General features: G+C 46.7%; 12 protein-coding genes. 6 read left to right on the plus strand and 6 right to left on the minus strand.

The window, feature by feature from the left end; translation table 11 throughout:
* Positions 1-323: 323 nt before the first annotated feature.
* The 4 genes from C4S60_RS01285 (at position 324) to C4S60_RS01300 (ending at position 4,481) form a co-directional block, all read left to right on the plus strand.
* Complete coding sequence (locus tag C4S60_RS01285; protein ID WP_103878507.1) at positions 324-1,949, plus strand: peptide ABC transporter substrate-binding protein; 1,626 nt, start codon at positions 324-326, stop codon at positions 1,947-1,949.
* Between the two features lie 249 nt (positions 1,950-2,198).
* On the plus strand, positions 2,199-2,705 hold the full coding sequence (locus C4S60_RS01290) for a hypothetical protein (RefSeq protein WP_103878508.1): 507 nt from the start codon (positions 2,199-2,201) through the stop codon (positions 2,703-2,705).
* Positions 2,706-2,894: 189 nt separating this feature from the next.
* Positions 2,895-3,227: an SMR family transporter gene (locus C4S60_RS01295; RefSeq protein WP_208623231.1), complete on the plus strand. Its 333-nt coding sequence runs from the start codon at positions 2,895-2,897 to the stop codon at positions 3,225-3,227.
* A gap of 84 nt (positions 3,228-3,311) precedes the next feature.
* Entirely contained in the window at positions 3,312-4,481 is a 1,170-nt protein-coding gene (locus C4S60_RS01300) for an MFS transporter (RefSeq protein WP_103878510.1), read from the plus strand.
* A 60-nt stretch (positions 4,482-4,541) separates the two neighbouring features.
* Here C4S60_RS01300 and C4S60_RS01305 read toward each other — a convergent pair whose 3' ends face one another.
* From C4S60_RS01305 to amrS, 3 genes are all read right to left on the minus strand, one after another.
* Positions 4,542-5,039 (minus strand): hypothetical protein, encoded by a 498-nt coding sequence (locus C4S60_RS01305; RefSeq protein WP_103878511.1) that lies wholly within the window; start codon positions 5,037-5,039, stop codon positions 4,542-4,544.
* Positions 5,040-5,189 carry a hypothetical protein gene (locus tag C4S60_RS23610; RefSeq protein ID WP_167390946.1) on the minus strand — a complete coding sequence of 50 codons (150 nt, stop codon included), beginning with the start codon at positions 5,187-5,189 and terminating at the stop codon, positions 5,040-5,042.
* A 104-nt stretch (positions 5,190-5,293) separates the two neighbouring features.
* Positions 5,294-6,373 (minus strand): AmmeMemoRadiSam system radical SAM enzyme, encoded by a 1,080-nt coding sequence (gene amrS, locus C4S60_RS01310; protein WP_103878512.1) that lies wholly within the window; start codon positions 6,371-6,373, stop codon positions 5,294-5,296.
* A 230-nt stretch (positions 6,374-6,603) separates the two neighbouring features.
* Here amrS and amrB point away from each other — a divergent pair, with 230 nt between their 5' ends.
* On the plus strand, positions 6,604-7,416 hold the full coding sequence (amrB, locus tag C4S60_RS01315; protein WP_103878513.1) for an AmmeMemoRadiSam system protein B: 813 nt from the start codon (positions 6,604-6,606) through the stop codon (positions 7,414-7,416).
* On the plus strand, positions 7,391-7,990 hold the full coding sequence (gene amrA, locus C4S60_RS01320) for an AmmeMemoRadiSam system protein A (RefSeq protein ID WP_160111314.1): 600 nt from the start codon (positions 7,391-7,393) through the stop codon (positions 7,988-7,990). The genes amrB and amrA overlap by 26 nt, the downstream gene beginning before the upstream one ends.
* A 36-nt stretch (positions 7,991-8,026) precedes the next feature.
* Here the strand turns inward: amrA and C4S60_RS01325 are convergent, their stop codons facing one another.
* From C4S60_RS01325 to C4S60_RS01335, 3 genes are read right to left on the minus strand one after another with little or no spacing between them, the layout of a single operon-like run.
* Complete coding sequence (locus C4S60_RS01325; RefSeq protein ID WP_103878515.1) at positions 8,027-9,109, minus strand: lipocalin-like domain-containing protein; 1,083 nt, start codon at positions 9,107-9,109, stop codon at positions 8,027-8,029.
* Positions 9,109-11,592: an ABC transporter permease gene (locus C4S60_RS01330; RefSeq protein ID WP_244182985.1), complete on the minus strand. Its 2,484-nt coding sequence runs from the start codon at positions 11,590-11,592 to the stop codon at positions 9,109-9,111. Before C4S60_RS01330 ends, C4S60_RS01325 begins: the two co-directional genes overlap by 1 nt.
* On the minus strand, positions 11,579-12,253 hold the full coding sequence (locus C4S60_RS01335; protein ID WP_103878517.1) for an ABC transporter ATP-binding protein: 675 nt from the start codon (positions 12,251-12,253) through the stop codon (positions 11,579-11,581). The genes C4S60_RS01330 and C4S60_RS01335 overlap by 14 nt, the downstream gene beginning before the upstream one ends.
* Positions 12,254-12,271: the final 18 nt, after the last annotated feature.

Here is a 12,271-nt window from a genome sequence, read left to right on the forward strand (position 1 = left end):
TGTTGGATGCATGTGTTTAATTGAAAGTGGACAGAACAACTAATCACATGAGGTTATTTAATCATGCTCTGGTCAGTTTCTGTAGTAGATAACCTTATCAATAGATTGCAAACCCACTTCAATTGGTGAGCAATTGTTTCAAAATATGGCTCACGCCTCCTTTCAGCTAGGCTCGCAAGGAATCCGGATGTTTTACGTAAAGAGATTTATAAAATAACCCATTAAATTTGTGGGATTTTTTTTGTCTAGGTTATTTTAAAGTCTTAACTTTTTAGTTATAAAAGTTAAGTTACGGATAAAGTTTTACGTAAAGGATGTACAAAATGACCCCCAAAAAAATTCTCCCTCTGGCAATAGCTTCAGCATTCGCCTTCACTTCAACGGCAATTTTGGCAGCAAATGTACCCGATGGCACTGTACTTGCTCAAGAGCAACATTTGGTTCGTGGCAATGGTGCAGAACCAAGTACAATCGATCCAAGCTTTGTCAACTCAGGCATGCCTGGGGACATCATCGCAAATGATATGTTTGAAGGTCTGATCATAGAAGACCTGAATGGTCGCATGATTCCCGGACAAGCCAAGTCGTGGGAAGTATCGAAAGACGGACTGACCGTGACATTTCGATTAAAAGAAGACCTCAAATGGTCAAACGGCTCTCCGCTGACTGCCCATGATTTTGTTTTTGCATGGCAGCGAGCCGTCGATCCATCAACGGGTAACAACACTGGCCACTATTTCAAAACCGCCAACCTGGCTAACGCAGCAGGCATTCTCGCCGGAGATCTAAAACCATCTGAGCTTGGCGTCAAAGCCATCACCGACACTGCCCTTGAAGTGACTCTCACTAAGCCAACCCCATACTTCCTGAGTTTGATGAGTGTAAAAACCTTCTTCCCTATTCCTAAGACCGTGGTGAAAAAATTTGGTGACCAATGGACGAAACCAGAACATATTGCAACCAACGGTGCCTACACCCTGGTTAAGTGGGTACCTAATGAGTACGTAGAAGTAAAACGAAATCCGGCCTATTGGGACAATAAACATACGGTAATCGAAGGCGTCACCTATCTGGGGCTTTCGTCTCAAAATGCTGAACTGATCCGTTACCAGTCTGGCGAAATTGATATGACCAACCGCATTCAGTTAGAACAATACCAACGTCTGATTAAAGAGGATCCTTCTCAGATTCAGGGATTGCCTTTGCTGGGCTCTTATATCTACTCTTTCAACACTCAAAAGCCGCCATTTGACAACGTAAAAGTCAGACAAGCACTAACGATAGCCATTGACCGTAACATCTTGGTTGAGAAGATCACCGGTCAGGGTGAAGTTGCGGCTTACACTCCAGTGCCTTCTATCATACCAAGCTATAGTGCTCCTCAAATGGCCTACGCTGATAAAAACATGGAAGAGCGATTGGCCAACGCTAAACAGTTGTTGGAAGAAGCGGGGTTCAACCAGTCCAATCCTCTGGAGTTTACCGTGACTTACAATACCAGCGAAAACCACAAGAAAATTGCGCTAGCGTTAGCTTCTATGTGGAAGCCTCTTGGAGTGAAGGTCAATTTGCAGAATATGGAATGGAAGGCTTACGTATCTGCCAAATCTCTGGGTGATTATCAGGTAGCTCGCTCCTGGTCATTTGGTGACTATGCAGAACCTTCATCCGTCCTAGCTTCATACACGTGTAACCATACGGAAAACGAAAGCGGCTTTTGTGATGCTAAATTTGATGAGCTGATGAAACGCGCCAGTGTCACGGCTGATAAAGCCAAACGGTATCAACTTTTTAATGAAGCCGAAACCATACTGGCAGAAGCCACTCCTATCATTCCGCTTTATTATTACAAACATACCCGATTGGTTCGAAATACCCTAAAAGGTTTCCCAGTGAATAATCCAAAAGGTAATATTTACGCCAAAGATATGTATTTCATACAGCCTTAATTATGCTCTGCCCCAAGCCCAACGGTTTGGGGTTTTTACTCTAATTAGTTGTATCTATTAAACTTATCCAAACATCCACCACTCGAATGCAGCGTGGTTAACAATTGCACACCAATAATAAAACCCATTAGTAAGACCACCCAACTTCCTCTTTACTTAATGGTTATAAATTTCTCACTAGTGACCGTACTAATTCGACCCTATAAAATCCGCGCCCAAGCTGTTTTTTCCTTCCAATGAGAAACTAAAATGAATCAAGTATTCAACTCCGCACATATCACAAAAACCTTAATGCTTACGATCTGGATCGTTACTGGTACAGTTATCCTTCAGAAACTGGGCATCCACGATAAGTGGCCAGCGTTTCTGGCACTGATCTTCTTCTTTGAAGCAAAATTCGATCTAAGTAAGCTTAAGAACATTTTCGCAGCTGGTGTTGTGGGTATTGCAATGGGAATGCTGATCCCTGCGACTCTGGGAGCCCTGGCGCCTGTAGTAGGTGGTGAAAATGCCTTCTATATCTACGTTGCTGGTGTGGTACTGGTGACCATCGGTATGGGTCCAATTGCGCACTTTGCCTTCAGCTACATTACGTTTGCCTATGTAGTGATGTGTATCCTTCACAAAGACCACGTGGTTGAGCACGGCTTCTCCTGGATGGCTGTAGCACTTTTGGGTGGTGCTATGTACATTGCTGGCGTTACTGCAATCGCTAAGTTCCTTGAAAAGCGAGCGCAAGTAGCACAACAAGCTTAATGTGTTATTACGGCTCTGTCTGGACCGGAGCCGTTTTAACCCCCACTATTACGCTCATGTAATAGTGATTTACCCGCATCCCAATATCAAAACGTCACAATTTATCTATAATCTGTCTGTGCCGGATACGAGCGGTTTCGTACTCCCACAATGTGGCTGTTTTGTATTATGTTTCAAACCCTTGTTTCTATGCCTCCTACTCTGGCGCTTTCAATCGCTATTGTGGCAGAAGTAATCGCAACTTCATTTATCCCAAAAACAGAGCAATTCACAAGGCTCACGCCCAGTTTGGTCGTGGCTATTGGATACGGTATCGCTTTCTTTTTGCTGTCCGTAACCGTAAAAAGTATGCCTGTTGGGATTGTCTATGCGATATGGAGTGGTGCCGGCATTGTTCTGGTGGCAACAATCGGTTATTTCGTTTATGGGCAGAAGCTCGACCTACCCGCAGTCATTGGAATCGGGTTCATCATCTCCGGTGTTCTTATTGTCAATTTGTTATCGAAATCTATCGGCCATTAATTGCGATAATTACGCTATATAAGTTGAATTTCATCGTAATTCCTTCACCATAGGCGCTATCTAATATGTTACTAAAGAAATTCAATGAGATCATTGCCATGGAATGCCTGGTTGCTTGCTGCGGTTCAGCCATTTGTCCTCTCTGTAGGCGCTCTTAACGTCTTTTTGGGCGGCATAGTAGGAGCCAGTCTACACTCCGACCCTACCCTTGCAACTTTACCTGTCACAGCGCTAATTGTCGGCGTATCGCTGAATATTTTTCCTGCGGCCCGGATACAAAAAAAACTCGGCAGAAAACGGGCTTTTGTCTTGGCTGCCATCGTTAGCAGCATAAGCGCCCTTTTCGCGGCCTGGAGCATTGAAACGAGCAGCTTCTGGGGATTCTGCGTCAGCACATTTCTGTTAGGCACACAGTTGGCTTATGTTGGACAGTATCGTTTCGCTGCCATCGAAAGCTGTAAAAATCCTTCACAACATCCGAGTGTTATCAGCTTAGTGTTAGTGGGTGGTATAGCTGCTGCATGGGTGGGACCAGAACTGCTTAATATTGGTCAGACGATTACCATCTTTGTGTCTGAGTATGCCCGCGCTTACGCAGCACTAGGTGCTCTGGAGCTTATCGGCGCTGCTCTTCTTGCTTTAGCAATGAAACCTCTTGATATAAAAGAGAACCAATCTCAGGATGGTGACGCGAGAGACCTCCTCACGCTGTTTAAACAACCTCTGCTCTGGCTTGCTATAGGCTCGGGATTGACGGCTTATGCTGTAATGGCTTTTCTCATGACAGCAACCCCACTTGCAATGTCGGGACACGGACATGATATTCAGAGCGCTAAATGGGTGATTCAGAGTCACGTCATGGCTATGTACCTACCCTCACTCATCACTCCTATGATTATAAAGCGTGTCGGTATTTACAAACTCATCACCCTTGGTTGTGCGATCTTTCTTGCTTGTATTGCCATCGCATTGCTTGGCCACTCCGTTCATCACTATTGGTGGGCATTAGTGGCGTTGGGTGTCGGCTGGAACTTCCTCTTTATTGGAGGGACGTCTTTATTACCTCAGACCTATAAACCAAGTGAGCGTTTCAAAGTTCAGGCTGTCAATGATTTTTCAATCACGGCTTTTCAGGCTTCAGGGTCACTTGGCGCGGGTATTGTCCTGTTCACTCAAGGCTGGACCTGGATGCTTGTCGCATCTTTGTTCCCAATAGCTCTACTGTTTTTACTCAATTTGGTGATAAAAAAATAACGCTGTGGTGGTCAAACAGCAGAAAAAAAGCGAGGGCAATCGCCCTCGCTTGGTTGTCGATTAACAATAGGCGCCAAGGTGACAGAACGTATAACTGGCATGCATATCGTTCACTTTGACAATTCGCTGATGGACATCTTTCTGCCCCGCTAACTGGATTTGATACCAATGGTTGTAACGCTCTTCATCCGCAGTAATCGCGCTGGCTACGTACTTAAGAACCTCATCATAAGTAGTCAGGTCGTTGTCGGAATATCGGTAACTGTCAATCACATCCTGACGTTTCCTGTCGAGCTGCTTTTTAAGGGCCAAACGCTGCTGTTTATCCTTTATCTCTTTGTCTGTCACCAAAATAGCCAAATGGTAGTAGGTCATAGCAGCTTTAAACTGCTCGGGGTTTGCCGTTAACCTGTCCAGATGATAGGACACATCATTTTGGTTAGGGGTGGCTTTGTCGAAAGAGGTCACAAAGTCGTCTCCATTCAATGAATCTCGTGAAAATGACCAATCGTAAGCGACTAGCAAGCCAAGCAACAACGGAAGTATTAAGGCTTTCATCTACAGTACTCGTTCCACCAGTGCAGTTTTGAGTTCAAACCCATCGTTTTCTTCAACCCAACACTCCACCATCTCACCCTCAAGATTCAAGTGATCACAGTCTTCCAAAACACCAAAGTGGCCATTAGTAAGCATCACTACGATATCCATCTTCGCTTCCTCATATTGTTCTTTTGCTCATTAACTTAAGGTAGATACTGGGAAGCCTTACTGCAATAAATTCAGACTAAAGTCTTATCAATGAGGCAGTTGTCTCAAGTAATATTAACGGGAATTCGCCTACGACCGAACGGCTTACTATAGTTAGCGAAGCGCCCGGCAATTTGATAGCCACAGTTTTCGCAAACACCGCTATGAGACAAAGAGCGCTTACCCAATTGATGCCAATCTCGAGCTAGTACCATTTCACCGCATCCTGGACAATATGTGCTACTACAAGCCTGATCGTGTACATTGCCAACATAAACGTAATGCATGCCGTTCTTCAAGGCGATCTCTCTGGCTGAAACCAATGTGTCGGCCGGTGTACGGGGTTTATCCAGCAATTTAAAATCGGGATGAAAGGCCGTGAAATGTAAAGGAACGTCGGGTCCCAAATGATCCATAATCCAACCTGTCATGGCATCAATTTCCTGAGGGGAGTCATTTTCGTCCGGAATCAATAATGTGGTAATCTCAAACCAAACATCAGTCTCATCTTTAAGGTACTTCAGCGTTTCCAATACTGGTGCCAGTTGACCACTGCAAAGTTTTCGATAAAACCGTTCGGTAAAGGCTTTCAAGTCAACATTGGCCGCATCCATCACCGAGAAAAACTCCTCTCGTGGTTGTTCGCAAATATAACCAGCTGTCACGGCAACGGTATTCACACCCACCTCTCGACAGGCAATGGCCGTGTCCACCGCATATTCGAGAAAAATCACAGGATCGTTATAGGTAAAAGCGATGCTCTCACTTGCATACTTTAACGCTGATTGTGCAATTTGCTCAGGCGTGGCCTGAGTGCTTAATGTATCGATTTGACGCGATTTACTGATGTTCCAGTTTTGACAGAACTTGCACCCCAAATTACAGCCCGCAGTACCAAACGACAGTACCGAACTCCCGGGATAAAAATGGTTAAGTGGTTTTTTCTCAATCGGGTCAATACAAAATCCACTGGATCGGCCGTACGTGGTCAGAACAATTTCTCCGTCCAGCGCCTGACGCACAAAACATGCCCCTCGTTTGCCGTCTCTCAAAGTACAGAACCTAGGACAAAGCGTGCACATGACACGTCCATCGTCTTGTGCCTGCCAATATCGCGTCGGGTGACGTGTGTTCATTTCGGTCATCTCACACCCTTGTCTGCATAATAACTATACTATCAGTATATACTCAAGTGACCTCAAGATGCTGGACTCAGAGCTTCATCAAGGAGTTCAGTTCAAGGAAAATAGTTGAAGAAATGGCTATTCCCTTTCGAAGCTATTTGACGCAGAAATGAGCACCTTGATGAGCTCCCAAAGGGCGAGTTTACTTGAGTATATAGGCATATTTCTTTTACGTGACATGAGTGTTTACCATGACGATACGACCTCCCGCTGTAGCAGGTCGCTTCTACAGCGACGACCCAGCGCAACTGACACAAGACCTCCGTCAGTTGCTATCAGATGACATTGACCAAGGGGGCGAACCTGCAATTGACCCTGCGACATGCGGTTCCATCAGAGGCCTTATCGTCCCCCACGCCGGTTATGTTTTTTCAGGCCGTACCGCGGGGCTCGCTTATCGATTGCTGAAACCCATTGCCGACCAAATCTCTCGGGTTATTCTCGTTGGCCCTAGCCATCGCGTTGCCTTCGAGGGCTGTGCTATCCCCAAAGCTGAGCAATTTTCGACGCCACTTGGCAATGTGGCGATCGATCAACAGGGAGTAGCCGCACTAATGGAAGACGCCAACATCATCGTCAGTGATCAGGCCCACCAACTGGAACACAGCCTTGAAGTTCACCTGCCATTTTTGCAAACATGTCTCGGCCAATTTACTTTGCTCCCTATTGTCACGTGTGACGTCACCGCAGAACAAGTCGCCCGGATGATAGAGCCACTTTGGGACCCACACACTCTTTTAGTGGTCAGCTCAGATTTGAGTCACTTCCATAGCTACAGTGAATGCAATAAGATCGATGAGAGAACTTGTAGAGAAATCGAGTCAGGTAGCACCGATATTTCACCTTACGAAGCGTGTGGCTCGACCGGAATCAACGCGGCTAATTACATCATTCGCGCTCACGGCTATCATTTGACACGGCTGTCCAGAGTCAACTCAGGAGATACTCAATATGGTGACAAACAAAGGGTCGTCGGTTATGTCAGCTACACAATCTGCCAGTGACACATTCAGTGACTCCGAGTTGTCCATGCTGTTGGATATTGTCGAGCGCACTATCCATTGCTATATCAATCAATTACCGTTACCCAAAATCCTGATTCAGGACTACCCGGAGGCGCTTCAGAACCCCGGTGCCTGCTTTGTGACCCTGCATGTGGGTGGAGAATTACAAGGATGCATAGGAACAGTGGTAGCCCAAATTCCCTTAGTATTGGAAGTGGAAAGAAAAACATGGTCTGCCGCGTGTCAGGATAGACGCTTTGCGCCACTGCAGCGGGACCAAATTGACGACCTGACGATAGAAGTATCAGTGCTCACCACTCCCCACCCGTTAACAATTGGGACTGAACAGGAATTGGTCTTCTATCTAGAGCACAGAAAATGTGGTGTTATCTTGTCAGATGGTTACAGAAGCGCACTATTTTTACCCCAAGTATGGGAAGCACTACCCGCACCAAGGGATTTTCTCAACCACCTTAAGCAAAAAGCAGGCTGGCATGCCGATTATTGGAGTGACGATATCTCGGTACAAACGTTTGACGTCCAAATGAAAAGCCGCAGATACAAGGGTCTTTAACCCACCACACCGTATCGAGATGCGGGTTTTAATTCGCTACTCGTATCCGGTAAGCTCCATGTACCCTGTGCCCGTATGGCTCCCATCTATTCGTACAGGCCCCTCCCAGTATGGGACGGTCAGTGGCATTTTTGCGGCGGGATTTAGCGCTGAGACAGTAAGTGCAATACCATGCGCCGGGATATCAATCCGCCACTGCGTTGGATATTGTCGTCCATCAACCGTATCCCTATGAATCTCACTCAGAGTGATTTCCTCCTGATCTATAGTACTGCCTGAACCATCCAGAGCCATAATACGCCCCTGAGCATAACTGGCTTCACCGCTTTGCGCGTCACGTAACTGGAACAGTACCAGGCTGGTTTGTTCATCAAGCCTTAAGGCAAACCAGTCCCAACCTTGCTGTGAGTCAAGCAAGAACTGTGAGCTCCATTCTCTGTCAATCCAGCCTCGTCCCTTCACCTTATGAAGTTTTCCATTTAACGTGACTGTCCCTCGAACAGTGATAAACGGCTGACTGTAATAGTAGGAAGCCACCTCACCATTGGAACTCTTCTGACTGTATCCGCTCTGCCCCTGAAGCTGATAGGGTGCATTGCTTTCCAACTCTAATGTATAACCAAACTTCTCAGAGGCAACCGTAAGCGTTGCAGGAAATAAGTCTTCACTTTGCGAAACCCACTGCCAGTCATCCAGAAAGACACGAAGTGGCGACGCTTCCACGCCCGCCAGTTGTGGGTGTACACGGGACCACTTTTCATCTGCGACATGACTCAAGGAGGTTGTCACTGCACTATGGGCCATGTAGATCTGCTGGCCACTCCAGGGCGTGTTATCACCCGACTGTTGAGCGTCAATAGCGACACGAAACTGAGTCCACTGAATACCCAATTCTGTTCCCTGTTCATCGAACAGATTTGCCGTTAAATACCACCACTCATGACGAAACCTGTCGTGCGCCATGTGGTCTGCAGGAAAGGTTATCAGATGTCCCTTGGAAACGGCGTGGTATTGTTGTTCGCTTTCACCAAGCCAGGACCCAAAGCTCTGTGACTGTTTATCTTCACAAGCACTCAATAGTATGGAAACAATCACAACCCAAGCTCTGCAGCGTCTCATTACAGTACCTCACTTTGCAGACTCGATAAGACTGGTTTGTTGACTAAGCGCCACAAAGGAAGCAGAGTCGCAATCACTGAAACACTAAGCGTAATCACAGCCAAACTTACTGCATCCCGCCAACTCCAGTGGTAGTCGAGGCTCCAGCCAAATGCACGAAGCGTCACCATATCAGTGAGCACATAGCCGACCAAAGCCCCCAGAGGTAAAGCCAGCATCAACGTAAACATCACAAGTACAACGATCTGACCAATAACCAGAGTCATCAACTTTGATCGTCGAACTCCTAACGCATACAGTCTTGCAATAGCTGCCTTACGTGCTTCAAACATCATGAAACAAGCGGTAAATAACCCGACGACAGCCACCATCAAAGTTACCCCATTGAGTGCACTCGTTACTGCAAAGGTCCTGGAAAAAATACCCAACGCTATCGACTTGATTTGCGCCTGATCGTATAGCTGGTTTGGATGGAGATCTAGACGCTCGATAAGCTGTTGATAGACATACTCCTTGTCGGCAGAGACTTTTACTCCCAAACTCGTTGGCTGCGGAGAAAAACCACGACTCAACCATAACGTGGGCGCAATGAGGACTTCTCCGTTGGGAGAGCCATAATCGTGGAAGATGGCACCAATAGTAAGAGGGACGTCAGGTAACACATCCTCGGGTAGCTCACTTCCCAGAGTTAACCTGAGCTTGACCGACATTGGTTCACTAATGGCCACCACCTTACCGGCATAAAATTGAGACCAGAACTCTGGGATACTCGACTTAAATACCATGGTTTGCTCCAGAGTGGTTGTATCCTTAGTGCCAAGTAGCACGGGTAAGCCTTGTACTGAATCTCGCACATAAAACTGTTTATACACTTGTTCGACACCGTTAAACTGCTCCAATGCCCGCTCTACATCTGACATTTGACTCTGGGAGGGACTAACATAGATATCAGCATGTAACCTATGCTCTAACCATTGTTTCAGCGTCGACTCAAAACTCCCCACAAGCGTATTCATCCCCATATTGGCCGTTACTGCCAGTAACAATGCCATCATGGCCAAAGAAAGTGGCGCAACAAGCTCACGCAACTCCGCAAACATATACTGTACTAAGCCAGAGGACGTTCTTCGTTGTGCCCACTGAGCCAGAAGACTCAAAGACTTAGGAAGTAATAATGGCATCGCAATAATTAACATTCCCAGCCAAAACATGGTCAGACGAAAATTATCACTTACCCAAACACCTATCAGCGCAATGTCCAGCAGCAGCACACCAACGACAAATAGCTTCTTTTCCTGCCCATGCATTGGTACCTGATAAAATCCACCATGAGAAGACAAAGGCTGTTCGACGTGCTGTTTGAAGTGTTGCCAACATGCCAGTAGCGCAGCACTCAGAGTGATAAACAGCGCTTGTGCCCACCATTGCCACTGCCAGGTTCCCGGCAGTAGAGTCGCCCCATAAAGTTGTTCTAAGGTAAGCGCGACCGTTGGATGTAACCAGTGACTTAATTGGATACCAAAAACAAAACCGACGGTCGTGCCAAACGCCACCAGAGTACACAACTCGATCAACAGGCTCAGGAAGACAACTGTCGCTGTCACCCCTGCCTGTTGAAGTTGCACTAACAACCGGTTTCGCTTCAATAAGCTGTATTTAACACCGTTGTACGCAATGAACAATCCAACGACAAATGCCAGCATGCTCATGGCTGTCAGATTGAGATGAAAACTGTCGGTAAGAGATCCCAGATCACTGCTTTGTGTGTTCGTTACCCACTGAGCCTCAGCTAACAACAGTGGCTCCCACCTTTGTGAACTCATGTTCGGCTCAAAAAGTGCGATATAACTAAGCTGTCCGTGCTTACCAAGTAACTGTTGAGCAAAGCCAATATCCATCAATATTCGGCTGCCCAATTGCCATTCATTCGGTACAGCCCTGATTTCAGTGACAACGCCGTCTAGCATCAGCGTTTCGGGTGAACCAAGCTCTCTGAATCGAGACTGACTCATCATAACAATGGGTTGGCCAGCCAAAAGTTTCGCCAGAGGAATATCCGGACTGAACAGACCTACTCCCCTATCGTTATTAGGACTTTCATAGCGCAGTCGCGCTGTAATAGCGGCGACCAGGTCACTTCCCTGGACATTAAACCGTCTGCCCTGCTCGTCACGGACACGGCCCTCCAGTACTGGTAGAGCACCACTAAGACCAGACTGACGTAAAGAGAAATACAAAGATTCTGGCAGATATCGCTGTCCGGGAGACGGAATAATCAGATTGCTGGCATGCACACTGAGTTGTTCTGTCGCTTCCGAATAGCTACGTTTAGCATTAAGATTAATGGCCTGCACCGCAACAAACAGTGTCACCGCCAGAACGATACCGATGAGAATCGCGGCTGCCTGCAATGGCGCTTGCCTGTAATGAGCAGCAAACAGCCTGACAGTGACCCTAACATGATTTACCCTAGACCGAAGCATGCAGTTGCCCATTCGCCAGATGGTACCGAGTCTGCATAAACTCAGCACAGTCACGGCTGTGAGTTACCAGTACCACCGCCGTTTGCCCTTGTTGCGTGATCTTGCAAAGGAGTCTCATGACCTCCAGTCCGGCACTGTGGTCCAGATTACCTGTAGGTTCGTCCGCCAATAACAACTCTGGTCTGTGAGCAAGGGCCCTGGCGATAGCGACACGTTGCTGCTGACCACCAGAAAGAGACGCCACATGCCTGTTCAGTAATTGATGAATATCAAGCTGTTCAACAAGATACTCACACCAATCATCCCAGCGTTGTTTCTTCAGGCTCAGAGGAAAAGCGATATTCTGTTTCACATTGAGCGGGGTCAGTAAGTTATATTGCTGAAAAACCACGCCAAGTTTTTGACAACGAAAATCGCTCCATTGATTTTGCTTCCATTCATCAGTATTTTCGCCATCTAATTCAAGCACCCCTTCTGATAACGGTTCAAAGCCTGCAATCAAATTTAGTAACGTGCTCTTTCCACTTCCGCTGGCACCCGTTAGAGCAACACTGGACGCTCTATTTAAGGTAAAATCGACATTCTCCAATACCCGATGTGTCTCTTTGCCATCAACAAAGCTTTTTGACGCATGATGCATGACTACAAGATGGTTAGTCATCTCAACTCCTTCGAACGA

Origin of the sequence: Vibrio hangzhouensis (assembly GCF_900107935.1) — a bacterium.
GTDB classification, from domain to species: domain Bacteria; phylum Pseudomonadota; class Gammaproteobacteria; order Enterobacterales; family Vibrionaceae; genus Vibrio; species Vibrio hangzhouensis.

Bases quoted from the DNA above. Each gene is read 5' to 3' on its own strand.
- C4S60_RS01285 (WP_103878507.1), top strand. From the start codon at position 324: ATGACCCCCAAAAAAATTCTCCCTCTGGCAATAGCTTCAGCATTCGCC.
- C4S60_RS01290 (WP_103878508.1), top strand. From the start codon at position 2,199: ATGAATCAAGTATTCAACTCCGCACATATCACAAAAACCTTAATGCTT.
- C4S60_RS01295 (WP_208623231.1), top strand. From the start codon at position 2,895: ATGCCTCCTACTCTGGCGCTTTCAATCGCTATTGTGGCAGAAGTAATC.
- C4S60_RS01300 (WP_103878510.1), top strand. From the start codon at position 3,312: ATGAGATCATTGCCATGGAATGCCTGGTTGCTTGCTGCGGTTCAGCCA.
- C4S60_RS01305 (WP_103878511.1), bottom strand. From the start codon at position 5,039: ATGAAAGCCTTAATACTTCCGTTGTTGCTTGGCTTGCTAGTCGCTTAC.
- C4S60_RS23610 (WP_167390946.1), bottom strand. From the start codon at position 5,189: ATGGATATCGTAGTGATGCTTACTAATGGCCACTTTGGTGTTTTGGAA.
- amrS (WP_103878512.1), bottom strand. From the start codon at position 6,373: ATGACCGAAATGAACACACGTCACCCGACGCGATATTGGCAGGCACAA.
- amrB (WP_103878513.1), top strand. From the start codon at position 6,604: ATGACGATACGACCTCCCGCTGTAGCAGGTCGCTTCTACAGCGACGAC.
- amrA (WP_160111314.1), top strand. From the start codon at position 7,391: ATGTCAGCTACACAATCTGCCAGTGACACATTCAGTGACTCCGAGTTG.
- C4S60_RS01325 (WP_103878515.1), bottom strand. From the start codon at position 9,109: ATGAGACGCTGCAGAGCTTGGGTTGTGATTGTTTCCATACTATTGAGT.
- C4S60_RS01330 (WP_244182985.1), bottom strand. From the start codon at position 11,592: ATGCTTCGGTCTAGGGTAAATCATGTTAGGGTCACTGTCAGGCTGTTT.
- C4S60_RS01335 (WP_103878517.1), bottom strand. From the start codon at position 12,253: ATGACTAACCATCTTGTAGTCATGCATCATGCGTCAAAAAGCTTTGTT.